22 protein-coding genes are annotated in these 24009 nt (G+C 60.7%); 9 read left to right on the top strand and 13 right to left on the bottom strand.

Annotated features, from left to right (window positions below; translation table 11 throughout):
• Window positions 1-85 precede the first annotated feature (85 nt).
• The 8 genes from ACWNZ1_RS14605 to ACWNZ1_RS14570 form a co-directional block, all read right to left on the bottom strand.
• Entirely contained in the window at window positions 86-847 is a 762-nt protein-coding gene (locus ACWNZ1_RS14605; protein ID WP_456027721.1) for a secretin N-terminal domain-containing protein, read from the bottom strand.
• Between the two features lie 167 nt (window positions 848-1014).
• Complete coding sequence (locus ACWNZ1_RS14600; protein ID WP_116832848.1) at window positions 1015-1440, bottom strand: GNAT family N-acetyltransferase; 426 nt, start codon at window positions 1438-1440, stop codon at window positions 1015-1017.
• Window positions 1433-2599, bottom strand: a complete 1167-nt coding sequence (locus ACWNZ1_RS14595; RefSeq protein ID WP_135846085.1) for a ribosomal protein uL16 3-hydroxylase — start codon at window positions 2597-2599, stop codon at window positions 1433-1435. Before ACWNZ1_RS14595 ends, ACWNZ1_RS14600 begins: the two co-directional genes overlap by 8 nt.
• Window positions 2600-2683: 84 nt before the next feature.
• Window positions 2684-4054, bottom strand: coding sequence for an adenylosuccinate lyase (gene purB, locus ACWNZ1_RS14590; protein WP_135846084.1), 1371 nt, complete (start codon window positions 4052-4054; stop codon window positions 2684-2686).
• A gap of 125 nt (window positions 4055-4179) precedes the next feature.
• A complete protein-coding gene (gene hflD / locus ACWNZ1_RS14585; protein ID WP_135846083.1) occupies window positions 4180-4803 on the bottom strand; it encodes a high frequency lysogenization protein HflD in 624 nt (207 codons plus the stop codon).
• Window positions 4800-5924: a tRNA 2-thiouridine(34) synthase MnmA gene (mnmA, locus tag ACWNZ1_RS14580; protein WP_135846082.1), complete on the bottom strand. Its 1125-nt coding sequence runs from the start codon at window positions 5922-5924 to the stop codon at window positions 4800-4802. Before mnmA ends, hflD begins: the two co-directional genes overlap by 4 nt.
• A gap of 59 nt (window positions 5925-5983) precedes the next feature.
• Window positions 5984-6430, bottom strand: coding sequence for an NUDIX hydrolase (locus ACWNZ1_RS14575; protein ID WP_135846081.1), 447 nt, complete (start codon window positions 6428-6430; stop codon window positions 5984-5986).
• Window positions 6431-6549: 119 nt separating this feature from the next.
• Window positions 6550-8775 carry an NADP-dependent isocitrate dehydrogenase gene (locus ACWNZ1_RS14570; RefSeq protein ID WP_135846080.1) on the bottom strand — a complete coding sequence of 742 codons (2226 nt, stop codon included), beginning with the start codon at window positions 8773-8775 and terminating at the stop codon, window positions 6550-6552.
• A 481-nt stretch (window positions 8776-9256) separates the two neighbouring features.
• Here ACWNZ1_RS14570 and icd point away from each other — a divergent pair, with 481 nt between their 5' ends.
• Window positions 9257-10513, top strand: a complete 1257-nt coding sequence (gene icd / locus ACWNZ1_RS14565; protein WP_135846078.1) for an NADP-dependent isocitrate dehydrogenase — start codon at window positions 9257-9259, stop codon at window positions 10511-10513.
• Window positions 10514-10592: 79 nt separating this feature from the next.
• Here icd and cspD read toward each other — a convergent pair whose 3' ends face one another.
• Window positions 10593-10859 (bottom strand): cold shock domain-containing protein CspD, encoded by a 267-nt coding sequence (cspD, locus tag ACWNZ1_RS14560; RefSeq protein WP_135846077.1) that lies wholly within the window; start codon window positions 10857-10859, stop codon window positions 10593-10595.
• 225 nt (window positions 10860-11084) lie between these two features.
• Here cspD and clpS point away from each other — a divergent pair, with 225 nt between their 5' ends.
• Both clpS and clpA read left to right on the top strand, forming a co-directional pair.
• Window positions 11085-11447, top strand: a complete 363-nt coding sequence (gene clpS / locus ACWNZ1_RS14555) for an ATP-dependent Clp protease adapter ClpS (RefSeq protein ID WP_003180089.1) — start codon at window positions 11085-11087, stop codon at window positions 11445-11447.
• Window positions 11448-11476: 29 nt separating this feature from the next.
• On the top strand, window positions 11477-13747 hold the full coding sequence (gene clpA, locus ACWNZ1_RS14550; protein WP_003203340.1) for an ATP-dependent Clp protease ATP-binding subunit ClpA: 2271 nt from the start codon (window positions 11477-11479) through the stop codon (window positions 13745-13747).
• Window positions 13748-13929: 182 nt separating this feature from the next.
• Here the strand turns inward: clpA and infA are convergent, their stop codons facing one another.
• The 4 genes from infA to ACWNZ1_RS14530 form a co-directional block, all read right to left on the bottom strand.
• Window positions 13930-14148: a translation initiation factor IF-1 gene (gene infA / locus ACWNZ1_RS14545; RefSeq protein ID WP_002553999.1), complete on the bottom strand. Its 219-nt coding sequence runs from the start codon at window positions 14146-14148 to the stop codon at window positions 13930-13932.
• A 122-nt stretch (window positions 14149-14270) separates the two neighbouring features.
• Window positions 14271-14978 carry an arginyltransferase gene (locus tag ACWNZ1_RS14540; RefSeq protein ID WP_135846076.1) on the bottom strand — a complete coding sequence of 236 codons (708 nt, stop codon included), beginning with the start codon at window positions 14976-14978 and terminating at the stop codon, window positions 14271-14273.
• Between the two features lie 57 nt (window positions 14979-15035).
• Window positions 15036-15716, bottom strand: a complete 681-nt coding sequence (aat, locus tag ACWNZ1_RS14535; protein ID WP_256453402.1) for a leucyl/phenylalanyl-tRNA--protein transferase — start codon at window positions 15714-15716, stop codon at window positions 15036-15038.
• A gap of 65 nt (window positions 15717-15781) precedes the next feature.
• Entirely contained in the window at window positions 15782-15928 is a 147-nt protein-coding gene (locus ACWNZ1_RS14530) for a hypothetical protein (protein WP_158296369.1), read from the bottom strand.
• 319 nt (window positions 15929-16247) lie between these two features.
• On the opposite strand from ACWNZ1_RS14530, the gene ACWNZ1_RS14525 reads away from it, so the two are divergent.
• From ACWNZ1_RS14525 to cysG, 6 genes are all read left to right on the top strand, one after another.
• Window positions 16248-18653 (top strand): DNA translocase FtsK, encoded by a 2406-nt coding sequence (locus ACWNZ1_RS14525; protein ID WP_256453401.1) that lies wholly within the window; start codon window positions 16248-16250, stop codon window positions 18651-18653.
• Between the two features lie 57 nt (window positions 18654-18710).
• Window positions 18711-19334, top strand: coding sequence for an outer membrane lipoprotein chaperone LolA (gene lolA, locus ACWNZ1_RS14520; RefSeq protein ID WP_123341670.1), 624 nt, complete (start codon window positions 18711-18713; stop codon window positions 19332-19334).
• Between the two features lie 173 nt (window positions 19335-19507).
• Window positions 19508-20833, top strand: a complete 1326-nt coding sequence (locus ACWNZ1_RS14515) for a replication-associated recombination protein A (protein WP_135846073.1) — start codon at window positions 19508-19510, stop codon at window positions 20831-20833.
• Window positions 20830-21204 carry a fluoride efflux transporter CrcB gene (crcB, locus tag ACWNZ1_RS14510; protein WP_014337695.1) on the top strand — a complete coding sequence of 125 codons (375 nt, stop codon included), beginning with the start codon at window positions 20830-20832 and terminating at the stop codon, window positions 21202-21204. The genes ACWNZ1_RS14515 and crcB overlap by 4 nt, the downstream gene beginning before the upstream one ends.
• A 15-nt stretch (window positions 21205-21219) precedes the next feature.
• Window positions 21220-22500: a serine--tRNA ligase gene (gene serS, locus ACWNZ1_RS14505; RefSeq protein ID WP_280944130.1), complete on the top strand. Its 1281-nt coding sequence runs from the start codon at window positions 21220-21222 to the stop codon at window positions 22498-22500.
• Window positions 22501-23895 (top strand): siroheme synthase CysG, encoded by a 1395-nt coding sequence (gene cysG, locus ACWNZ1_RS14500; RefSeq protein ID WP_280944129.1) that lies wholly within the window; start codon window positions 22501-22503, stop codon window positions 23893-23895. It abuts the gene before it with no gap.
• Window positions 23896-24009 lie beyond the last annotated feature (114 nt).

The following is a 24009-nucleotide window of genomic DNA, read 5'->3' as shown; positions in this document are numbered from 1 at the left end:
TTTGGCTCGTCAAACGTTTTGTAGTGCTTTTTTCATGGCACTACATCTTTGGTCTAATACGACTCATCAGTCAGTTTTTGGTGCTTCAGTTCAGGGTGTCGACCTTGACCCGCAAAATCATGTCGTCCCGGCCCTGGGTCGAGTAGCTGCGGGTCAGGCCCTGTTTGTCGACTTGGGTCTGACGATTTACCCCGGCCAGGGTGATCCATTCGCCCAGGCGTCCGCTGACAGTTGTGTCGGTACTCTGAACGTTCACTACATCGGGACGTTCCTGGCTCATGCGGTCACGATTGGTGCTGATGCTCAGATGAACGGTCTCGCCGGTGACGCTGGCGGTGACATAAAAACCCTGGGTGACGTTGCGGTATTCGGTCTGGCTTTGCATGCGGCCGTAGTTGTCGGTCTGGTTGCTGGTGAACGGCACGCTCTGGCCCACCTGGATCAGCGCTGGCTGGCCCTCACTGGCTTGCACCTGCTGCACGCCGCCTTCACGGCTGGCGGTGCTGCGGTTGATGATGCGGGTCTGGCTGGGGGCCGCGCCATTGACCGAGTAACCCTGGTTGCCCTGCAGGTTGTTTTCGTTGGTATCGACGGTGATCAGCAGGCGCTTGGGAGCGGTGTCCAACTGGGCTAGGAACTGCCTGAGTTCTTCGATCTTGCCGGGCTCGGCGTTGACGATCAGTTGGTTGCCGTAGGCGCTGACTTGACCGTCTTTGCCGATGAAGTTCTGCGCCACCGGCAGCAGGTCGGCGCTGGTGCGGTAGTTCAGTGGCACGATTTGCGTGTCCGCCATGACCGACAGGCTGCAGCCGAGCAGTAGGGTGGTCAGCAGGGTGCGTAAGGACATGTCCATTTCTCCACGAGACAAAGGCTTGATATTGCCAGTTTGTCGGCCTGGGGTGGGGCAAGTTGAATGGTAGACGGCAAAACGCCCCGGCATCGGTGGATGGCGGGGCGTTTTGTGGTGTTGATGATGCTTTTGTGGCGAGGGAGCAAGCTCCCTCGCCACAAAGTTCAGGTGGAATGGCGAACCATGTCCACATGCGGAATCCCGGCTTCCAGGAATTCCTCACTGACCACCGCAAACCCCAGGCGCTCATAGAACGGCGTGGCATGTACCTGGGCGCTGAGCATCTGTTGCTTGAGCCCACGTTTCTCGGCTTCGGCGATCACTGCGTGCATCAGCGCATCGCCCACCTTCAGGCCGCGCCAGTCCTTGAGGACCGAGACGCGACCGATATGGCCATCAGTCAACAGACGCGCGGTGCCGATGGGAAAATCGCCTTCGAACGCCAGGAAATGCACTGCGCCCTGGTCATCGGCATCCCATTCCAGCTCGGGCGGGACGGACTGCTCGGCAATGAACACGGTCTCACGAATGCGCCGGATCTCGGCGTTATCCTTTTGCCAGTCTGCGACACGAACGTGAATTTTATTCATCGGCGAACCCCAGGCTGCCTTGCTTGACCAGCTCGCAGATCAGGCCACGGCCGTCTTCGTCGGCCAGCCATGGGCCGAGGTTTTCGCTGTGCAGGGCGTCGGCGGCGCAGATCATTTTCAGCAGGTCACGCAGCTTGCCCGGCAGATAACGGCTCTGGCCGCTGGCAAACAGCAGCAGGTCATCATCGACTTCCGACCAGGCCAGGCGTGCGCTTGGGTTGCGGATGATCACTGCGCCCTGTTCCAGGCCGGCCAGCAGATCGTCTTCTTCCAGCTCCGGACCCACCACCAGTTCCGGGTAGCGTGGCTCGGTCATGAACTGGCCGAACCAGGTCAGCAGCAAGCGCTCGTCACTCATGTGCTCGGCGAGCAGGCCCTTGAGGCGATCGAGGGCGTCGTGCTGGATCTGGTGCGGGTCGGCCACGGGCCGTGCATCGGCGTCGGTGTAGCGCTCTTCGTCCGGCAGGAACTGGCTGAGGAAGTCGGTGAAGTGGGTCAGCACTTCGGCGGCGCTCGGCGCACGGAAACCCACCGAGTAGGTCATGCAGTCATCCACGGCCACGCCGCAGTGGGCCAGGCGCGGCGGCAGGTAAAGCATGTCGCCCGGTTCCAGGGTCCACTCGTCGGTGGCCTCGAATTCGGCGAGGATGCGCAGGTCGGCGTGCTGCAGCAGGGGGCTCTCGGAGTCGCACATCTGGCCGATTTTCCAGTTGCGCTGGCCATGGCCCTGCAGCAGGAACACGTCGTAGTTATCGAAATGCGGACCAACGCTGCCACCGGGGGCGGCGAAGCTGATCATCACATCGTCGATGCGCCAGCTCGGCAGGAAGCGGAAGTGCTCCAGCAGTTCGCTGACCTCTGGTACGAACTGATCGACGGCCTGTACCAGCAGGGTCCACTCGCGCTCCGGCAGTTTGCTGAATTCGTCTTCGGCGAACGGGCCGCGACGCAATTCCCAGGGGCGTTCGCCGTGCTCGATCACCAGGCGCGATTCAACTTCTTCTTCCAGGGCCAGGCCGGCCAGTTCGTCGGCATCGATCGGGCTTTGGAAGTCAGGAATTGCCTGACGAATCAGCAGCGGTTTTTTCTGCCAGTAGTCGCGCAGGAACTCCCGTGCCGTGATGCCGCCCAGGAGTTGCAGAGGAATATCAGGATTCATGTGTAACCTATTGAAAAAAATTACTTTTCAGACGCGAATAAAAACGCCCGGCGCGGCCGGGCGTCTCAAAGGTAAAGCGTTGTGTCAGATGCGCTTGGCTTGTGCCGCTGCGTTGCCGATGTAATTGGCCGGCGTGAGCTTTTTCAGCTCGGCGCGGGCGTCGGCAGGCATGTCCAGGCCATCGATGAAAGTCTGCAACGCTTCAGGGCTGATGCCCTTGCCACGGGTCAGTTCTTTCAGCTTTTCGTACGGGTTTTCGATGTTGTAGCGACGCATCACGGTCTGGATCGGCTCGGCCAGGACTTCCCAGCAGGCGTCCAGGTCCGCGGCGATTTTCTGCTCGTTCAGTTCCAGCTTGCTGATGCCCTTGAGGCTGGCTTCGTAAGCAATGACGCTGTGGGCAAAACCCACGCCCAGGTTGCGCAGCACGGTGGAGTCGGTCAGGTCGCGCTGCCAGCGGGAGATCGGCAGTTTGCTCGCCAGGTGCTGGAACAGCGCGTTGGCGATGCCCAGGTTGCCTTCGGAGTTTTCGAAGTCGATCGGGTTGACCTTGTGCGGCATGGTCGAGGAACCGATTTCGCCGGCAATGGTGCGCTGCTTGAAGTAGCCCAGGGAGATGTAGCCCCAGATGTCACGGTCGAAGTCGATCAGGATGGTGTTGAAGCGCGCGATCGCATCGAACAGCTCGGCGATGTAGTCGTGCGGCTCGATCTGGGTGGTATACGGGTTGAAGCTCAGGCCCAGCTCGTCTTCGATGAAGGCGCGGGCGTTGGCTTCCCAGTCGATGTCCGGGTAGGCCGACAGGTGGGCGTTGTAGTTGCCCACGGCGCCGTTGATTTTGCCCAGCAGCGGCACGGCGGCGACTTGAGCGATCTGGCGTTCCAGGCGGTACACCACGTTCGCCAGTTCCTTGCCCAGGGTGGTCGGCGAAGCCGGTTGACCATGGGTGCGCGACAGCATCGGCACGTCGGCGAAGCGGATCGCCAGCTCACGGATGGCCTGGGCGGTCTGGCGCATCAGCGGCAGCATCACGTCATCACGGCCTTCACGCAGCATCAGGGCGTGGGACAGGTTGTTGATGTCCTCGCTGGTGCAGGCGAAGTGGATGAACTCGCTGACGTTGGCCAGTTCCGGCAGCTTGGCCGCCTGCTCCTTGAGCAGGTATTCGATGGCTTTGACGTCGTGGTTGGTGGTGCGCTCGATCTCTTTGACGCGCTCGGCGTGCTCCAGCGCAAAGTTGTCCGCCAGGGTGTTCAGTACCGCGTTGGCTTCGGCGGAAAACGCCGGGACTTCGCCAATGGCGGGGTGAGCGGCGAGGCGCTGGAGCCAGCGCACTTCAACCAGGACGCGAGCACGGATCAAGCCGTACTCGCTGAAAATCGGGCGCAGGGCCTGGGTTTTGCCGGCGTAGCGGCCGTCTACAGGGGAAACCGCAGTGAGCGAAGAGAGCTGCATGGGGTGTTCTCGGACAGTCGGGCAACGAAATGGGGCGCGTATCATACATGAAAACCAGCGCCGGTCCGTCGCCAACTGACCGGCGTATTACGCGTAACGATGTACAAAAAACGGGTTGAGGCGACTTATTCGTTGCGCATCAACGGGTAAAGCTCTTTAAGCAATTTGCGTCGGCTGATCACTAACTGCCAGCGATGGCCGCCCAACTGCCGCCACAAGCGGGCCGAGCGGATGCCGGCCAGCAACAGGGCGCGGATCTTCGAGGCGTTGCTCGGTTGCTGCAGGTTGCGCATGTCGCCATGCACCTGGATGCGCTGGCGCAGGGTGCTCAGGGTGTCCTGGTACAGTGCGCCGCAGGCGGCAATGACGTTTTCGTGGGACGGGCCGAAGTGTTCGACCTGGGACTGGATCTGCGGCAGGCGTTTGCCAATGGTTTCCAGCAGGTCGTCGCGCTTGGCCAGTTGACGTTCAAGGCCCAGCATCGACAGGGCATAGCGCAGCGGCTCGCGTTGCAGGGCGCTGGGGTCGCGCTCCAGGGCGCCGACCAGCGCACGGTAGCCTTCACGCAGGTTCAGGTCGTCACCACCATAGACTTCCAGGGTGTCCTTGGGGTCGCGAACCAGCAGGCTGCCGAGCATGCAGCTCAGGCCTGCTTCGGTGGCCTGGCCGGTCTTGGCGATCCTGTCCACCAGCACGGCGGCAAGAAACACGCCGCCCAATGCCGTCAGTTGCTCCTGGGTCGGGGTCATGCCTTGCTGCTCCAGGGCTCTGCGATTTCGATCACGCCACCGCCCAGGCAGATTTCGCCATCGTAGAACACCACGGACTGACCGGGTGTAACCGCGCGTTGCGGGTCATCGAAAATGGCCCGGTAGCCCGTGGCGGTTTTTTCCAGGGTGCAGGGCTGGTCGCTCTGGCGGTAGCGAACCTTGGCCGTCAGGCGGCGCGGTTCGCTCAGGTCGATCGGGTTGACCCAGTAGATGTCGGAGGCGAGCAGGGCGCGGGAAAACAACCACGGATGGTCGTTGCCCTGGCCGACGATCAACTCGTTGTGCTCCAGATCCTTGATCAGCACATACCACGGCTCTTCACCGGCGTCTTTCAAGCCGCCGATGCCCAGGCCCTGGCGCTGGCCGATGGTGTGGTACATCAGGCCATGGTGACGGCCAATGACCTCGCCTTCGGTAGTTTTGATTTCGCCCGGCTGGGCCGGCAGGTACTGCTTGAGGAAGTCGCTGAAGCGGCGTTCGCCGATGAAGCAGATGCCGGTGGAGTCTTTCTTCTTGGCGGTGGCGAGCTGGTGTTTTTCAGCAATCGCGCGCACTTCGGGTTTTTCCAGTTCGCCCACCGGGAACAGGGTCTTGGCGATCTGTTCGCCGCCGACGGCGTGCAGGAAGTAGCTCTGGTCCTTGTTCGGGTCCAGGCCCTTGAGCAGTTCGGTGCGGCCGTCAATGTCGCGGCGGCGCACGTAGTGACCGGTGGCGATCAGGTCGGCACCGAGCATCATGGCGTAGTCGAGGAACGCCTTGAACTTGATTTCGCGGTTGCACAGGATGTCCGGGTTCGGCGTGCGGCCGGCCTTGTATTCGGCCAGGAAGTGCTCGAACACGTTGTCCCAGTACTCGGCGGCGAAGTTGGCGGTGTGCAGCTTGATGCCGATCTTGTCGCACACGGCCTGGGCGTCCGCGAGGTCGTCCATGGCCGTGCAGTATTCGGTTCCGTCGTCTTCTTCCCAGTTCTTCATGAACAGGCCTTCCACCTCATAACCCTGCTCGATCAGCAGAAGGGCGGAAACGGAAGAGTCCACGCCGCCGGACATGCCGACAATGACGCGCTTCTTGGTGGTGTCAGAAGGGGCTGGATCACGCATAGGAGTTCAATGAGTGTCTTGAAAAAGGACGCGATTCTATCAGGCCCGGGCGCGCAAGGCTAAAGAGAAGGACGGATCAGCGTCAGACTGTGGTGGTGGCCGTCCAGATAATCGTCGATGCAGCGGATGATCAGCTCGCTGCGCCAGTACTCGCGCTGCTCGAGCAGTTCGTCGCGGGTCAGCCATTTGGCGCCGAGGATGCCGTCGTCCAGTTGATAGTCGGGGCGATGGTTCAAGGCCTTGGCGGCGAAACAGACTCGCTGGTAGGTCACGCCATTGCTGGGGGCGGTGTACAGGTAAATGCCCACCACGCTGGTGGGTTCGACGTCCCAGCCGGTTTCTTCCAGGGTTTCGCGCACCGCGGCTTCGATCAGCGTTTCGTCCGGGTCCAGGTGACCGGCGGGCTGGTTGAGCACCGCTCGTCCGCCTTTGGATTCTTCGACCATCAGGAAACGGCCGTTGTCTTCGACGATGGTGGCGACGGTGATGTGGGGTTTCCAGTCCATGGGGTTTCCTCTATTTCTCAGATTGGAATGCGGGCCACTGTGTTGTCAGGGGAAATATGGTGTGTCCGGAAGCACAAACCCCGGCACCAGGCCGGGGTTTGTGATGTTCCCTTACAACCTTACACCAGCGCAGCAATCGCCGCGTTGAAGGTGTTGCTTGGGCGCATGGCCTTGCTGGTCAGCTCCGGGTTGGCGAAGTAGTAACCGCCGATGTCCACTGGCTTGCCTTGAACGGCGTTGAGCTCGGCAACGATTTTTTCTTCGTTGTCGGTCAGCGTCTTGGCCAGGGCGGTGAACTGAGCCTTGAGGGCTGCATCGTCATTTTGAGCGGCCAGTGCCTGGGCCCAGAACAGGGTCAGGTAGAAGTGGCTGCCACGGTTGTCGATGCCGCCGACCTTGCGCGAAGGCGACTTGTTGCGGTCCAGGAACTCACCGGTAGCCTGGTCCAGGGTCTTGGCCAGTACCAGGGCTTTAGGGTTGTTGTAGGTCACGCCCAGGTGTTCGAGGGAAGCGGCCAGGGCCAGGAACTCGCCCAGGGAGTCCCAGCGCAGGAAGTTTTCTTCCAGCAACTGCTGAACGTGCTTGGGTGCCGAACCGCCGGCGCCGGTTTCGAACAGGCCACCGCCGTTCATCAGCGGCACGATGGACAGCATCTTGGCGCTGGTGCCCAGTTCCATGATCGGGAACAGGTCGGTCAGGTAGTCGCGCAGTACGTTGCCGGTCACCGAAATGGTGTCCTTGCCTTCGCGGGTGCGGGCCAGGGTGAACTTCATCGCGTCGACCGGCGACATGATGCGGATGTCCAGGCCGGCAGTGTCGTAGTCCTTCAGGTACGTCTGGACTTTTTCGATCACCACACCGTCATGGGCGCGCATTGGGTCGAGCCAGAAAATCGCCGGGGTGCTGCTGGCGCGGGCACGGTTGACGGCCAGTTTGACCCAATCCTGGATCGGCGCGTCCTTGGTCTGGCACATGCGGAAGATGTCGCCAGCCTCGACGTTCTGCTCCAGCAGGGTGCGACCGGTGCTGTCGGAAACACGCACCACGCCATTGGCCTTGATCTGGAAGGTCTTGTCGTGGGAGCCGTACTCTTCGGCTTTCTTGGCCATCAGGCCGACGTTCGGCACGCTGCCCATGGTGGTTGGGTCGAAGGCGCCGTGTTGCTTGCAGTCTTCGATTACCGCCTGGTAGATGGTGGCGTAGCAGCGATCCGGGATCACGGCCTTGGTGTCGTGCAGTTGGCCGTCGGTGCCCCACATTTTGCCGGAGTCACGGATCATGGCCGGCATCGAGGCGTCGACAATGACGTCGCTCGGCACGTGCAGGTTGGTGATGCCTTTGTCGGAGTTGACCATCGCCAGGGATGGACGCGCCGCGTAGACCGCCTGGATGTCGGCTTCGATCTGCGCCTGCTGCTCGGCCGGCAGGGCCTTGATGCGGGCGTACAGGTCGCCGATGCCGTTGTTCAGGTTGAAGCCGATCTGCTCCAGCACTTGTGCGTGCTTGGCCAGGGCATCTTTATAGAACTCGGCAACGATCTGGCCGAACATGATCGGGTCGGAGACCTTCATCATGGTGGCCTTGAGGTGAACCGACAGCAGGACGCCTTTTTGCTTGGCGTCTTCGATTTCAGCGGCGATGAAGTCGCGCAGGGCGTTTTTGCTCATCACGGCGCAGTCGAGGATCTCACCGGCTTGTACGGTGGTCTTTTCCTTCAGGACAGTGGCGGTGCCGTCCTGGGCGATCAGCTCGATTTTCACGCTGCCGGCAGTGTCGATCAGGGCAGCTTTTTCGCTGCCGTAGAAATCGCCAGTGCTCATGTGGGCCACATGGGACTTGGAGTCGGCTGCCCAGGCGCCCATTTTGTGCGGGTGCTTGCGCGCGTAGTTCTTGACCGACAGCGGGGCGCGGCGGTCGGAGTTGCCTTCGCGCAGGACCGGGTTCACGGCGCTGCCCTTGATTTTGTCGTAGCGGGCGCGGGCGTCTTTCTCAGCGTCGCTGGTTACGGTTTCCGGGTAGTCCGGCAGCGCGTAGCCCTGGGCCTGCAATTCCTTGATCGCGGCCTGCAGTTGCGGCACCGAGGCGCTGATGTTCGGCAGCTTGATGATGTTGGCTTCAGGCGTAACGGCCAGGTCGCCCAGTTCGGCGAGGTGGTCGGCTACGGCTTTGTCACCCAGTTGCTCGGGGAAGCTGGCCAGGATGCGCCCTGCGAGGGAGATATCGCGGGTTTCCACGGCGATATCGGCCGAAGCGGTAAAGGCTTCGACGATCGGCAGCAGCGAATAGGTGGCGAGGGCGGGAGCTTCGTCGGTGAAGGTATAGATGATCTTCGAGCGGGTGGGCATATTCGGATTAACTCTCTTCTTTGCTAAAGCATGCGCAGAAACTCGAGGGGCGCCGGGTAAGCGCGTTCGTTCAAAGTCATCCGTGAACCGAATGTCGAGGTTTCTTCGCGGTGATGTTGGGTGCATCAGTCGAGCGTCAAGCGGTCGGGCCGCGGTAACGGTCCGGCTTTTAACGGGCCGAAAGTCCTGTCGTAGAGCCGTCGGCCGTCGTGACCCTGTGGTCAGCGGCGGCATTATACATAGGTAGCTGGCAATCTGCCGATGGTTCATAGACTTCCGTACACGTCCATTGGTCTAAACGTCGCAGGACGGCGGTAGCGGACTATGCTCATGTTTGGCGCTTTTCCCTTGATTTTCAGGCTTGTACACCGCCAACTGCAGCGCTTTATGCCACATGAGCCGAACGTAGGGTTTGCGCGCCGATTCAACTGGGGTACGCTCGAACGCAGCCAGATGTTCAATCCAAGCAATGGAGTTCAGCATGGGGTATCAAAAGATTCAGGTTCCAGCCGTCGGTGACAAAATCACCGTCAATGCAGACCATTCTCTTAATGTTCCCGACAACCCGATCATCCCCTTCATCGAAGGCGACGGCATTGGCGTCGATATCAGTCCGGTCATGATCAAGGTTGTGGACGCTGCGGTTCAGAAGGCCTATGGCGGCAAGCGCAAGATTTCCTGGATGGAAGTCTATGCCGGTGAGAAAGCGACTCAGGTTTACGACCAGGACACCTGGCTCCCCCAGGAAACCCTGGACGCGGTCAAGGACTACGTGGTTTCCATCAAGGGTCCGCTGACCACGCCGGTCGGTGGCGGTATCCGTTCGTTGAACGTGGCCCTGCGTCAACAGCTTGACCTGTATGTATGCCTGCGTCCGGTGCGCTGGTTCGAAGGCGTGCCGAGCCCGGTCAAGAAGCCTGGCGACGTGGATATGACGATCTTCCGTGAGAACTCCGAAGACATCTACGCCGGTATCGAGTGGAAAGCCGGTTCGCCCGAAGCCACCAAGGTCATCAAGTTCCTGAAAGAAGAAATGGGTGTGACCAAGATCCGTTTCGACCAGGACTGCGGCATCGGCATCAAGCCGGTTTCCAAGCAGGGCACCAAGCGCCTGGCCCGCAAGGCCTTGCAATATGTTGTCGACAATGACCGTGACTCGCTGACTATCGTGCACAAAGGCAACATCATGAAGTTCACCGAAGGTGCCTTCAAGGAATGGGCCTACGAAGTGGCGGCCGAGGAATTCGGCGCGACCCTGCTCGACGGTGGGCCTTGGATGCAGTTCAAGAACCCGCGGACCGGCAAGAATGTCATCGTCAAGGACGCCATCGCCGATGCGATGCTCCAGCAGATCCTGCTGCGCCCGGCCGAGTATGACGTGATCGCCACCCTGAACCTGAATGGTGACTACCTGTCCGACGCCCTGGCGGCGGAAGTGGGCGGTATTGGTATTGCGCCGGGCGCCAACCTGTCCGACACCGTGGCGATGTTCGAAGCCACCCACGGTACCGCGCCCAAGTATGCCGGCAAGGACCAGGTCAACCCGGGGTCGCTGATCCTGTCGGCTGAAATGATGCTGCGCCACATGGGGTGGACCGAAGCGGCCGACCTGATCATCAAGGGCACCAACGGGGCGATTTCGGCCAAGACCGTGACCTATGACTTCGAACGCCTGATGGAGGGTGCCAAGCTGGTATCGTCTTCGGGCTTTGGCGATGCGCTGATCTCGCACATGTAAGCGCAACGGCGCTCAGCAACGATGCCCGACTCGAATGATCGAGTCGGGCATTTTTATTTGTCCGGGCGACGACAGCCGGTCAGTGGGTCTCAGTGATCCTGGCATTGACAGGCGCGGTCGTGTCTTCGGTGATGGCTACCTTGATGTTGACCGCGTGCAGGCCCTTGGGTCCCTGGATGACGTCGAATGTCACAGGCTGTCCGGCCTTCAGGGTTTTATAGCCTTCCATGTTGATTGCCGAGTAATGGGTGAAGAGGTCTTCTTCCATGCCGTCGGCGATAATGAAACCGAAGCCCTTGGCATTGTTGAACCATTTCACCTTGCCACTCATCTTGACGACCGACATAAACCATATCCCTCTGCAACACACTCCATCACTGGAGTATCATCCAGTTCATCCGCAGGCTAATCTGTTGACAGGATAGATTCCACGGACCTTTTTGACCCACGATGGGCTCTATTGGTTGTAACACCGTTTTGCCGATAGTCAAGGTGACCGGGTTGTCGTGGTTGAAATCGCCCGAAAGCGCCCCCATCACTGTATTCGCCAACTAAACGAACCTTTCTTTCCATGCATGCAGTCAGCCAGATTCGACTAACATTCAATCAGGATCGCCCGGATCTACACGACGACGATTCCGCAGGCATTGCTGTTCAGGAAGCAAAGCCTGCATTACAGGCGCCACCGATGTACAAGGTGGTTTTGTTCAACGATGACTACACACCGATGGATTTCGTCGTCGAAGTGCTCGAGGTGTTTTTTAACCTGAATCGCGAGCTGGCGACCAAGGTCATGCTGGCCGTCCATACAGAGGGACGGGCAGTATGTGGAGTGTTTACCCGCGACATCGCCGAGACGAAGGCCATGCAGGTCAACCAGTACGCCCGGGAAAGCCAGCATCCGCTACTCTGTGAAATCGAGAAGGACGGTTAACGCCGACCACTTGGGTATGAGGTGAAGCTATGTTAAACCGCGAGCTCGAAGTCACCCTCAATCTTGCCTTCAAGGAGGCTCGTTCGAAGCGTCATGAATTCATGACCGTCGAGCACCTGCTGCTGGCCCTATTGGATAACGAGGCTGCCGCCACCGTTTTGCGTGCCTGCGGCGCGAACCTCGATAAACTCAAGCATGATCTGCAGGAGTTCATCGACTCCACCACGCCACTGATCCCCGTGCATGACGAGGATCGGGAAACCCAGCCAACCCTGGGCTTCCAGCGTGTCCTGCAGCGTGCTGTCTTTCATGTACAGAGCTCGGGCAAACGTGAAGTCACCGGTGCCAACGTGCTGGTTGCCATCTTCAGCGAACAGGAAAGCCAGGCGGTTTTCCTGCTCAAGCAGCAGAGCGTTGCACGTATCGATGTCGTCAATTACATCGCCCATGGCATCTCCAAGGTGCCTGGGCATGGCGATCATTCCGAGGGTGAGCAGGATATGCAGGACGACGAGGGCGGTGAGTCTTCTTCCTCAGGCAACCCGCTGGACGCCTATGCCAGCAATCTGAATGAGCTGGCACGCCAGGGGCGTATCGATCCGCTGGTCGGACGCGAGGCAGAGGTCGAGCGCGTTGCGCAGATCCTGGCCCGGCGTCGCAAGAACAATCCGTTGCTGGTGGGCGAGGCGGGCGTGGGTAAGACGGCGATTGCCGAAGGCCTCGCCAAGCGCATCGTCGACAATCAGGTGCCGGACCTGCTGGCCAACAGCGTGGTCTATTCCCTTGACCTGGGTGCCTTGCTGGCTGGCACCAAGTACCGTGGTGATTTCGAGAAGCGCTTCAAGGCGTTGCTCGGCGAACTGAAAAAACGTCCGCAAGCGATCCTGTTCATCGATGAAATCCACACCATCATCGGTGCCGGTGCTGCGTCCGGTGGGGTCATGGATGCCTCCAACCTGCTCAAGCCGTTGCTGTCATCGGGTGATATCCGTTGCATCGGTTCGACGACGTTCCAGGAATTTCGCGGGATCTTCGAGAAGGACCGTGCCTTGGCCCGGCGCTTCCAGAAGGTCGATGTGTCTGAGCCTTCGGTGGAGGACACCATTGGCATCCTGCGCGGCCTGAAAGGGCGGTTCGAGTTGCACCACAACATCGAATACAGTGATGAAGCCCTGCGCGCAGCGGCGGAACTGGCCTCGCGCTATATCAATGACCGGCACATGCCGGACAAGGCTATCGACGTCATCGACGAGGCGGGTGCCTATCAGCGCCTGCAGCCGGTGGAGAAGCGCGTCAAACGCATCGAGGTGCCTCAGGTCGAGGACATCGTGGCGAAAATCGCGCGTATTCCGCCTAAGCACGTCACCAGTTCCGACAAAGAACTGCTGCGTAACCTGGAGCGCGACCTGAAGCTGACGGTGTTCGGTCAGGATGCGGCCATCGACTCGCTGTCGACTGCCATCAAGCTGTCTCGTGCCGGTCTCAAGTCGCCGGACAAGCCAGTGGGTTCCTTCCTGTTCGCGGGGCCTACCGGGGTCGGCAAGACCGAGGCGGCACGGCAGTTGGCCAAGGCGATGGGCATCGAGCTGGTGCGCTTCGATATGTCCGAGTACATGGAGCGCCACACCGTGTCGCGCCTGATCGGTGCGCCTCCAGGCTATGTTGGTTTCGACCAGGGCGGCTTGCTGACGGAAGCCATCACCAAGCAGCCACACTGCGTGCTGCTGCTCGATGAGATCGAGAAGGCGCATCCGGAAGTCTTCAACCTGCTGCTGCAGGTCATGGACCACGGTACGCTGACCGATAACAACGGGCGCAAGGCGGACTTCCGTAACGTGATCATCATCATGACCACGAACGCTGGTGCCGAAACCGCGGCGCGCGCTTCGATCGGTTTCACCCATCAGGACCACTCGTCTGATGCGATGGAAGTGATCAAGAAGAGTTTCACGCCTGAATTCCGCAATCGCCTGGACACCATTATCCAGTTTGGTCGCCTCAGTCATGAGGTCATCAAAAGCGTGGTGGACAAGTTCCTTACCGAACTTCAGGCGCAGCTCGAAGACAAGCGTGTGCTACTGGAAGTCACCGATGCGGCTCGCAGCTGGCTGGCCGAAGGTGGTTACGATGTGACGATGGGGGCTCGACCAATGGCGCGTCTGATCCAGGACAAGATCAAGCGTCCGCTGGCCGAGGAAATCCTCTTTGGCGAACTGGCCGAGCATGGCGGTGTGGTGCACATCGACATCAAGGACGGCGAACTGACCTTCGACTTCGAAACCACGGCCGAAATGGCCTGATCGTTACCCGCAACAAAGCAAAAGGCGCCGAAAGGCGCCTTTTTGCTATTCCGAACTCACATCAACACCCTGTGGGAGCGAGCAAGCTCGCTCCCACAGGGTGTTGTGTGTTCATGGGGAGAGGGGCAAATTGCGGACAAACAAAAACGCCCGGTATCAGCCGGGCGTTTTGTATTGACTTGTTAGCGAGCGCGGTAAGTGATGCGCCCTTTGCTCAAGTCATAGGGCGTCAGCTCGACGCGCACTTTGTCACCGGTAAGAATACGAATGTAGTTCTTGCGCATCTTGCCGGAGATATGCGCGGTTACGACGTGCCCATTTTCCAACTCCACACGAAACATGGTGTTGGGCAGGGTGTCGACGACAGTGCCTTCCATTTCGAAGCTGTCTTCTTTCGACATGCAGTAAAGCCCTCGGTATCCAGTGAATGGCCCGGTGCAACTGCGCCAGGCAAAAGCGGCGTGCATTGTGCCCGAAAAAGGGGGGGCAAGCCAAGGGGTTCTAACGTTTAAGCCGAAGGGCTCTAGCTGAGGACGACCCAGCGCTGGTTAACCAGTAGCTCGATGGGCCGATATTGGGTCTTGTAATTCATTTTTTTGCAGTTCTTGATCCAGTAGCCCAAGTACACCGCTTCCAGCCCCAGGCGCCGGGCTTCGTTGATTTGCCAAAGGATGGCAAAGCGCCCCAGGCTGCGTCGCTCTTCCTCCGGTTCATAGAAGGTGTACACCGCCGAAAGTCCGTTGGGCAGCAGGTCCGTGACGGCGATGGCCACCAGGCGTCCTTCGAGGCGGAATTCATAGAAGCGCGAAAACGGCAGGTCGCGCACCAGAAAGGTCGAGAACTGATCGCGGCTGGGCGGGTACATGTCGCCGTCGGCGTGGCGTTGCTCGATGTAGCGTTGGTACAGGTCGAAATATTCCTCACTGAACTGCGGCTTGGCCGGCCGGACTTGCAGGTCGGCGTTGCGCTTGAAGATGCGCTTCTGCTGGCGATTGGGCACAAATTGAGCCACGGGAATGCGCGCCGGAACGCACGCATTGCAATGCTGGCAATGGGGCCGGTAGAGATGATCGCCGCTGCGACGAAAGCCCATCTCCGACAGGTCTGCGTAGACATGCACATCCATGGGCTGGCTAGGGTCGAGGAACAGCGTCGTGGCCTGCTCCTCGGGCAGGTAACTGCAAGAGTGGGGCTGAGTGGCATAGAACTTCAACCGCGCCAACTCGGTCATGATCGACCCTCGGGATAAGCTTTGAATTTAATTGTAAGCCAGGAGCGCGAATGTCGCTCAGCAAACCCATGTCGCGTGGTTGGGTAGGTCCAGATGCGCCTTTAGATAGCCAGCAAATTCAGCGCGTGGAATGGATCGCGCGCCCAGGCTGTGCAGGTGCTCGGTGGGCATCTGGCAGTCGATCAGCACGAAACCGGCGGCCTTGAGGTGCTGGACCAGGGTCACAAAGCCGAATTTCGACGCGTTGTCGGCCCGACTGAACATGGACTCACCAAAAAACAGCTGCCCCATGGCCAGGCCGTACAGGCCGCCCACCAGTTGGCCGTGGTCCCAGACTTCCACCGAATGGGCGAAGCCACGTCGGTGCAGTTCCAGATACGCGGTTTGCATGGCTGTGGTGATCCACGTGCCGTCGGCATAGTCCCGCGGCTCGGCGCAGGCCTTGATAACCGCAGCAAAGTCGGTGTCGAAGGTCACTTCATAGCGCTGCTTGCGCAGCAGTTTGCCCAGGCTGCGGGACACATGCAGTTCGTCGGGAAACAATACCGTGCGCGGGTCCGGAGACCACCACAAGATCGGTTGGCCCTCGGAAAACCACGGGAAGCAGCCGTGGCGATAGGCCTGGATCAGCCGGTCGGCGGATAGATCGCCGCCTGCGGCCAGTAGCCCGTTGGGTTCGCGCATGGCTTTTGCCAGTGGCGGGAAATCGAACGTGTTGCGTTGTAGCCAAGTGAGCATCGTTATCCGGCTTGTAGAAGGGGAGGGCGGCGGGCCCCGCCCACAAGCGCGAGCCCGCCTAGAGGTTAACTGCCAAACGGCAGGGCTGTCATCGACATACTCTCTGCGGCGAGCTTGAGCGGACGCTGTTGCAACTTGGCGGTGTAAACGGGGTCGTAGACGATCTGCGTGTCGCTGCATGCGTTCCATTGTGAATGCTTCACTTCGCTCATAAAAAACACCTCATAAGCCTTTGTCACAAAAGAGAATGCATGCTCCAATTGACCCATGTGCGCCCTGTTTCTGGCTATGCTGTCATCCAGCGTGCGAGCAATGCCTTGGGGCCGACAAACCCGTACAATGCTTGAGCTTTGAACGCAGGATGGGCTAAAGATCAAAAACTTCGGCAACACCTGCGGTTTTCTGGATGCACCTCACAGTGGTAAAAGTAGTACCGGTTGTGCACATTCACTTTTTTACCTGCTCGTCATGGGCAGTTTTTTATAGTCATTCAACAGATGGACGCGCCCTTGGCGCAGGAAAAGAAGCGTTTTGAAGAAATCCACCGCAGCACCCAAAACAGTCGTTCCGCTCTGGCGCCAGCAGTTGCACTACCGGCTCAAGGAAGGTGCATTGATCGCCATCGGTGCCTTGTGCCTGTTCCTGATGATGGCCTTGCTGACCTACGGCAAGGACGATCCGGGCTGGAGCCATAACAGCAAGATCGACGACGTGCAGAATTTCGGCGGTCCGGCCGGCTCCTACAGCGCCGATATCCTGTTCATGGTGCTGGGTTATTTCGCCTACATCTTTCCGCTGTTGCTGGCGATCAAGGCCTATCAGATCTTCCGCCAGCGCCACGAGCCGTGGCAGTGGAGCGGCTGGCTGTTCTCCTGGCGCCTGATCGGCCTGGTGTTCCTGGTGCTGTCGGGGGCCGCACTGGCCCATATCCATTTTCATGCACCCACTGGCTTGCCGGCCGGGGCGGGCGGCGCGCTGGGTGAAAGCCTCGGCGACCTGGCCAGGAATGCCCTGAACATCCAGGGCAGCACGCTGTTGTTCATCGCCCTGTTCCTGTTCGGCCTGACGGTGTTCACCGACCTGTCGTGGTTCAAGGTCATGGATGTCACCGGCAAGATCACCCTCGACCTGATCGAGCTGATCCAGGGCGCGATGAACCGCTGGTGGGCGGCGCGTACCGAACGCAAGCAACTGGTGGCGCAGTTGCGTGAAGTCGACGACCGGGTCCATGAGGTGGTGGCCCCGACGACGCCGGACAAGCGCGAGCAGGCCAAGGTCAAGGAACGGCTGATCGAGCGTGAGCAGGCGTTGAGCAAACACATGTCCGAGCGCGAGAAACAGGTGCCGCCGGTCATCACCATGGCCCCGGCCAAGCCGCCGGAGCAGAGCAAGCGCGTACAGAAAGAGAAGCAGGCGCCGCTGTTCGTCGACAGCGCGGTGGAAGGCACCTTGCCGCCGATCTCGATCCTGGACCCGGCCGAAAAGAAACAGCTCAACTATTCCCCCGAATCCCTGGCGGCCGTCGGCCACTTGCTGGAGATCAAGCTCAAGGAGTTCGGCGTCGAGGTTTCGGTGGATTCGATTCACCCGGGCCCGGTCATCACCCGTTACGAAATCCAGCCAGCCGCCGGTGTGAAGGTCAGCCGCATCTCCAACCTGGCCAAGGACCTGGCGCGTTCCCTCGCCGTGACCAGCGTACGGGTGGTGGAAGTGATTCCCGGCAAGACCACCGTGGGTATCGAGATTCCCAACGAAGACCGGCAGATCGTGCGCTTCTCCGAGGTGCTGTCGACACCTGAGTATGACAATCACAAATCGCCGGTCACCCTGGCCCTGGGCCACGACATCGGCGGCAAGCCGGTCATCACTGACCTGGCGAAAATGCCTCACCTGCTGGTGGCCGGTACCACCGGTTCCGGTAAGTCGGTGGGTGTGAACGCGATGATCCTGTCGATTCTGTTCAAGTCCGGCCCGGAAGACGCCAAGCTGATCATGATCGACCCGAAAATGCTCGAACTGTCGATCTACGAAGGCATTCCGCACTTGCTCTGCCCGGTGGTCACCGACATGAAGGACGCCGCCAACGCCTTGCGCTGGAGCGTCGCCGAGATGGAGCGTCGCTACAAGCTGATGGCGAAGATGGGCGTGCGTAACCTGTCGGGCTTCAACGCCAAGGTCAAGGAAGCCGAGGAAGCCGGTACGCCGCTGACCGATCCGCTGTATCACCGCGAAAACATCCACGACGAAGCGCCGCTGTTGCACAAGCTGCCGACCATCGTGGTGGTGGTGGACGAATTCGCCGACATGATGATGATCGTCGGCAAGAAGGTCGAAGAACTGATCGCTCGTATCGCCCAGAAGGCCCGTGCCGCAGGTATCCACTTGATTCTTGCGACCCAGCGGCCGTCGGTGGACGTGATCACCGGTCTGATCAAGGCCAACATTCCGACCCGCATGGCGTTTCAGGTGTCGAGCAAGATCGACTCGCGGACCATCATCGACCAGGGCGGCGCCGAGCAGTTGCTCGGTCACGGTGACATGCTCTACATGCCGCCGGGCACCAGCCTGCCGATCCGTGTCCACGGTGCGTTTGTCTCCGACGACGAAGTGCACCGCGTGGTGGAGGCCTGGAAACTGCGTGGCGCCCCTGAATACAACGACGACATCCTCAACGGTGTCGAGGAAGCCGGCAGCGGCTTCGAGGGCAGCAGCGGCGGCGGTGACGACGATGCTGAAACCGATGCGCTCTACGATGAAGCGGTGCAGTTCGTCCTGGAAAGCCGCCGGGCCTCGATTTCTGCCGTTCAGCGCAAGCTGAAGATCGGCTACAACCGTGCCGCACGCATGATCGAAGCCATGGAAATGGCCGGCGTGGTGACGGCGATGAACACCAACGGTTCGCGCGAAGTACTGGCGCCGGGCCCTATGCGCGACTAACGACTTGAGCGGCCTGGCGACAGGCCGCTCGCCCCCCACGACTTCATGAGGACTCCCATGCGCCTGATTCGCATGTTGCTGTTGCCCGTACTGGCCCTGACCACCTTGTCGGCCCACGCCGATGAAAAGGACGTGGCCCGCCTGACCCAGTTACTGGAGCGTTCCCAGACCCTGACCGCGCGCTTTTCCCAGCTGACCCTCGACGGCAGCGGCACCCAGTTGCAGGAAACCGCTGGCGACATGGCTTTGCAGCGTCCGGGCCTGTTCTACTGGCACACCGATGCACCGGCCGAGCAACTGATGGTCTCCGATGGCAAGAAAGTCTCCCTGTGGGACCCGGACCTGGAGCAGGTCACCATCAAGACCCTCGACCAGCGCCTGACCCAGACCCCGGCGTTGTTGCTCTCCGGCGACATTTCCAAGATCAGCCAGAGTTTCGATATCAGTGCCAAGGAGGCCGGTGGCGTCATTGACTTCACCCTCAAGCCCAAGACCAAGGACAGCCTGTTCGACAGCCTGCGCCTGTCGTTCCGCAACGGCCTGGTCAATGACATGCAATTGATCGACAGCGTCGGCCAGCGCACCAATATCCTGTTCACCGGGGTCAAGGCCAACGAGCCGATCGCCGCGTCCAAGTTCAAGTTCGACATCCCCAAGGGTGCGGACGTGATCCAGGAATAAACACAAAGCCCCTGTGGGAAATGGCCTGTGGGAGCAAGGCTTGCCCGCGATTGCCTCGCCTCGGTCTACCAGATGCACCGAGGTGTCTGTATCGCGGGCAAGCCTTGCTCCCACAGATCTGCTCCGGCAGAGAGGATCGGCACCAGGACCCAGTGGAGGTTGCATAAGTAGTGATGGACCTGTTTCGAAGCGCCCCGATTGCCCAGCCACTGGCCGCCCGCCTGCGCGCGACCAACCTGGATGAGTACGTCGGCCAGGAGCATGTGCTCGCTCGTGGCAAGCCTCTGCGCGAAGCGCTGGAGCAGGGCGCCTTGCACTCGATGATCTTCTGGGGGCCGCCAGGCGTGGGCAAGACCACCCTGGCGCGGTTGTTGGCGGAAGTCTCGGACGCGCATTTCGAAACGGTTTCGGCGGTGCTGGCCGGGGTCAAGGAAATCCGCCAAGCGGTGGAAGTGGCCAAGCAGCAGGCCGGCCAGTACGGCAAGCGCACGATCCTGTTCGTCGACGAAGTGCACCGCTTCAACAAGTCCCAACAGGATGCCTTCCTGCCCTACGTCGAAGACGGCACGCTGATCTTCATCGGCGCGACCACCGAAAACCCTTCGTTCGAGCTCAACAACGCTTTGTTGTCGCGGGCGCGGGTCTATGTGCTCAAGAGCCTCGACGAGGCGGCGATGCGCAAGCTGGTGCACCGGGCGCTGACTGAAGAGCGTGGCCTGGGCAAGCGCCAGCTGAGCCTCAGCGATGAAGGGTTTCAGATCCTGTTTTCAGCCGCCGATGGCGATGGCCGGCGCTTGCTCAACCTGCTGGAGAACGCCTCGGACCTGGCCGAAGACAACAGCGAGATCGACGTCGAGCTGCTGCAAAGCCTGCTGGGCGATACCCGTCGGCGCTTCGACAAGGGTGGCGAGGCGTTCTACGACCAGATTTCGGCGCTGCATAAATCCATCCGCGGCTCCAACCCTGACGCAGCCTTGTACTGGTTTGCGCGAATGATCGACGGCGGTTGCGATCCGTTGTATCTGGCGCGGCGCGTGGTGCGCATGGCCAGCGAAGACATCGGCAACGCTGACCCGCGAGCCCTGGGCCTGTGCCTGGCGGCCTGGGATGTACAAGAGCGTCTCGGCAGCCCGGAAGGCGAACTCGCCGTGGCCCAGGCCATCACCTATCTGGCCTGCGCGCCGAAAAGCAATGCGGTGTACATGGGCTTCAAGGCAGCAATGCGCAGCGCCACCGAGCACGGTTCCCTCGAGGTACCGCTGCACCTGCGCAACGCACCGACCAAACTCATGAAGCAGCTGGGTTATGGCGAAGAATACCGCTATGCCCATGACGAGCCGGACGCCTATGCCGCCGGCGAAGATTATTTTCCTGATGAACTCGAACCCCAGCGGTTCTATCAGCCGGTGCCTCGTGGCCTGGAGCTGAAGATCGGAGAGAAACTCAACCACTTGGCGCAACTGGATCGCCTGAGCCCACGGCAGCGGAGAAAACCTTGATCCCTTTGATTCTTGCAGTCTCTGCCGGCGGTGTTGCCGGCACGTTGTTGCGCTTCGCCACCGGCAACTGGGTCAATGCAAATTGGCCCCGGCACTTCTATACCGCGACGCTGGCCGTTAATATCGTGGGCTGTCTGCTGATCGGCGTTTTATACGGTCTGTTTTTGATACGCCCCGAGGTGCCCATTGAGGTGCGTGCGGGGCTGATGGTTGGCTTTCTCGGCGGCCTGACGACTTTTTCATCCTTTTCACTGGATACGGTGCGCCTGCTGGAAAGCGGGCAGGTGCCGCTGGCCCTGGGCTACGCGGCCATCAGTGTATTCGGCGGGCTGCTCGCCACATGGGCCGGCCTGTCCCTGACCAAACTTTGATAACGAGAGACCGACATGCTCGATTCCAAACTGTTACGTAGCAACCTTCAGGACGTAGCGGACCGCCTGGCATCCCGTGGCTTTGCCCTGGACGTTGCGCGCATCGAAGCGCTGGAAGAACAGCGCAAGACCGTCCAGACCCGCACCGAAGCCCTGCAGGCTGAACGTAACGCGCGCTCCAAGTCTATCGGTCAGGCCAAGCAGCGCGGCGAAGACATCGCGCCGCTGATGGCTGATGTCGAGCGCATGGCGGGCGAATTGAGTGCCGGCAAGGTCGAGCTGGACGCGATCCAGACCGAGCTGGATTCAATCCTGCTGGGGATCCCGAACCTGCCCCACGAATCGGTGCCGGTCGGTGAAGACGAGGAGGGCAACGTCGAAGTGCGCCGCTGGGGCACGCCAACAGCCTTCGATTTCCCGGTGCAGGACCACGTAGCCCTGGGCGAGAAATTCGGCTGGCTGGACTTCGAAACCGCCGCCAAGCTGTCGGGCGCGCGTTTCGCCCTGTTGCGCGGACCGATTGCCCGTCTGCATCGCGCCCTGGCGCAATTCATGATCAACCTGCACGTCACCGAACACGGCTACGAAGAAGCCTACACCCCGTACCTGGTCCAGGCGCCGGCGCTGCAGGGCACCGGCCAGTTGCCGAAGTTCGAGGAAGACCTGTTCAAGATCAGCCGCGAAGGCGAGGCTGACCTGTACCTGATCCCGACTGCCGAAGTGTCGTTGACCAACATCGTGGCCGGCGAGATCGTCGACGCCAAGCAACTGCCGATCAAGTTTGTCGCCCACACGCCGTGCTTCCGCAGTGAAGCCGGGGCATCGGGTCGTGACACACGTGGCATGATCCGCCAGCACCAGTTCGACAAAGTCGAGATGGTGCAGATCGTCGAGCCTTCGAAGTCCATGGAAGCGCTGGAAAGCTTGACCAGCAACGCTGAAAAGGTCCTGCAACTGCTGGAACTGCCGTATCGCACCCTTGCGTTGTGCACCGGTGACATGGGCTTCAGCGCGGTCAAGACCTACGACCTGGAAGTCTGGATCCCGAGCCAGGACAAGTACCGCGAGATTTCCTCGTGCTCCAACTGTGGCGATTTCCAGGCCCGTCGCATGCAGGCGCGCTTCCGCAACCCGGATACCGGTAAGCCGGAACTGGTTCACACCCTCAATGGTTCCGGCCTGGCGGTGGGTCGTACCCTGGTGGCGGTGCTGGAAAACTACCAGCAGGCCGACGGCTCGATCCGTGTGCCTGAAGTGCTGAAACCGTACATGGGCGGCATCGAGGTCATCGGCTAAATGGACTATTTGCCACTGTTCCACAACCTGCGCGGCAGCCGCGTGCTGGTGGTCGGCGGTGGCGAGATTGCCTTGCGCAAGTCTCGCCTGCTGGCCGATGCCGGCGCGCTGCTGCGGGTCGTCGCACCCGAAATTGAACCGCAATTGCGGGAACTGGTCAGTGGCAGCGGTGGTGAATGTGTCCTGCGCGGTTATCTCGAAACGGACCTGGACGGCTGCGGCCTGATCATTGCCGCCACCGATGATGAGCCACTTAATGCCCAGGTCTCGGCCGACGCCCATAAGCGTTGCGTGCCGGTCAACGTGGTGGACGCGCCGGCCCTGTGCAGCGTGATCTTCCCGGCGATTGTCGACCGCTCGCCCCTGGTCATCGCGGTGTCCAGCGGCGGCGACGCGCCGGTGCTGGCGCGGCTGATCCGGGCCAAGCTGGAGACCTGGATTCCGTCGACCTATGGGCAACTGGCTGGGCTGGCGGCGCGTTTTCGCAGCCAGGTCAAAGGATTGTTCCCGGACGTGCAGCAACGCCGGGCGTTCTGGGAAGAGGTGTTCCAGGGCCCCATCGCTGATCGCCAACTGGCCGGGCAGGGCGCCGAGGCCGAGCGCCTGCTGCGCGAAAAAATCGCCGGCCAGGCGCCGAACGCGCCGGGCGAAGTTTATCTGGTGGGCGCCGGGCCGGGTGATCCGGACCTGCTGACCTTCCGTGCCCTGCGCCTGATGCAGCAAGCGGATGTGGTGCTTTACGACCGCCTGGTGGCTCCGGCGATCCTCGAGCTGTGCCGGCGCGACGCCGAGCGCATCTACGTCGGCAAGCGCCGCTCCGAACACGCCGTGCCCCAGGAGCAGATCAACCAGCAATTGGTGGACCTGGCCCGGCAAGGCAAGCGTGTGGTGCGGTTGAAGGGCGGGGATCCGTTCATCTTTGGTCGCGGCGGAGAGGAAATCGAAGAACTGGCGGCTCACGGCATCCCGTTCCAGGTCGTTCCGGGCATCACCGCGGCCAGTGGTTGCGCAGCCTACGCCGGGATTCCGCTGACCCATCGCGACTACGCCCAGTCGGTGCGGTTCATCACCGGCCATCTCAAGGACGGCACCAGTGATTTGCCGTGGGCGGACCTGGTCTCGCCAGCCCAGACCCTGGTGTTCTACATGGGGTTGGTGGGATTGCCGGTCATCTGCGACGAGCTGATCAAGCACGGTCGCGCAGCGGATACGCCTGCGGCGTTGATCCAGCAGGGCACGACGTCCAACCAGCGGGTCTTCACCGGCACCCTGGCGGACTTGCCACGGCTGGTGGCCGAGCATGAAGTTCATGCGCCGACGTTGGTGATTGTTGGGGAAGTGGTGCAATTGCGCGAGAAACTGGCTTGGTTTGAAGGGGCTCAGGGGCAGGTCTAAACACCGAGTCGCGCCCTTCGCGAGCAAGCCCGCTCCCACATTTGATCGCGTTCAGCCGAAGAATTAAGGCTTACCCCGATCCAATGTGGGAGCGGGCTTGCTCGCGAAGAGGCC

This window comes from Pseudomonas sp. CFBP 5748 (assembly GCF_053850495.1).
The sequence above is the reverse complement of the archived record's forward strand: the minus strand, read 5'-3'. Positions and strand labels throughout refer to the sequence as shown.

Bases quoted from the DNA above. Each gene is read 5' to 3' on its own strand.
- ACWNZ1_RS14570 (WP_135846080.1), bottom strand. From the start codon at position 8,775: ATGCCCACCCGCTCGAAGATCATCTATACCTTCACCGACGAAGCTCCC.
- ACWNZ1_RS14540 (WP_135846076.1), bottom strand. From the start codon at position 14,978: ATGACCGAGTTGGCGCGGTTGAAGTTCTATGCCACTCAGCCCCACTCT.
- icd (WP_135846078.1), top strand. From the start codon at position 9,257: ATGGGGTATCAAAAGATTCAGGTTCCAGCCGTCGGTGACAAAATCACC.
- cspD (WP_135846077.1), bottom strand. From the start codon at position 10,859: ATGTCGGTCGTCAAGATGAGTGGCAAGGTGAAATGGTTCAACAATGCC.
- ACWNZ1_RS14515 (WP_135846073.1), top strand. From the start codon at position 19,508: ATGGACCTGTTTCGAAGCGCCCCGATTGCCCAGCCACTGGCCGCCCGC.
- serS (WP_280944130.1), top strand. From the start codon at position 21,220: ATGCTCGATTCCAAACTGTTACGTAGCAACCTTCAGGACGTAGCGGAC.
- lolA (WP_123341670.1), top strand. From the start codon at position 18,711: ATGCGCCTGATTCGCATGTTGCTGTTGCCCGTACTGGCCCTGACCACC.
- ACWNZ1_RS14605 (WP_456027721.1), bottom strand. From the start codon at position 847: ATGTCCTTACGCACCCTGCTGACCACCCTACTGCTCGGCTGCAGCCTG.
- ACWNZ1_RS14595 (WP_135846085.1), bottom strand. From the start codon at position 2,599: ATGAATCCTGATATTCCTCTGCAACTCCTGGGCGGCATCACGGCACGG.
- mnmA (WP_135846082.1), bottom strand. From the start codon at position 5,924: ATGCGTGATCCAGCCCCTTCTGACACCACCAAGAAGCGCGTCATTGTC.
- ACWNZ1_RS14600 (WP_116832848.1), bottom strand. From the start codon at position 1,440: ATGAATAAAATTCACGTTCGTGTCGCAGACTGGCAAAAGGATAACGCC.
- cysG (WP_280944129.1), top strand. From the start codon at position 22,501: ATGGACTATTTGCCACTGTTCCACAACCTGCGCGGCAGCCGCGTGCTG.
- clpS (WP_003180089.1), top strand. From the start codon at position 11,085: ATGCATGCAGTCAGCCAGATTCGACTAACATTCAATCAGGATCGCCCG.
- aat (WP_256453402.1), bottom strand. From the start codon at position 15,716: ATGCTCACTTGGCTACAACGCAACACGTTCGATTTCCCGCCACTGGCA.
- ACWNZ1_RS14575 (WP_135846081.1), bottom strand. From the start codon at position 6,430: ATGGACTGGAAACCCCACATCACCGTCGCCACCATCGTCGAAGACAAC.
- ACWNZ1_RS14530 (WP_158296369.1), bottom strand. From the start codon at position 15,928: ATGAGCGAAGTGAAGCATTCACAATGGAACGCATGCAGCGACACGCAG.
- purB (WP_135846084.1), bottom strand. From the start codon at position 4,054: ATGCAGCTCTCTTCGCTCACTGCGGTTTCCCCTGTAGACGGCCGCTAC.
- hflD (WP_135846083.1), bottom strand. From the start codon at position 4,803: ATGACCCCGACCCAGGAGCAACTGACGGCATTGGGCGGCGTGTTTCTT.
- clpA (WP_003203340.1), top strand. From the start codon at position 11,477: ATGTTAAACCGCGAGCTCGAAGTCACCCTCAATCTTGCCTTCAAGGAG.
- infA (WP_002553999.1), bottom strand. From the start codon at position 14,148: ATGTCGAAAGAAGACAGCTTCGAAATGGAAGGCACTGTCGTCGACACC.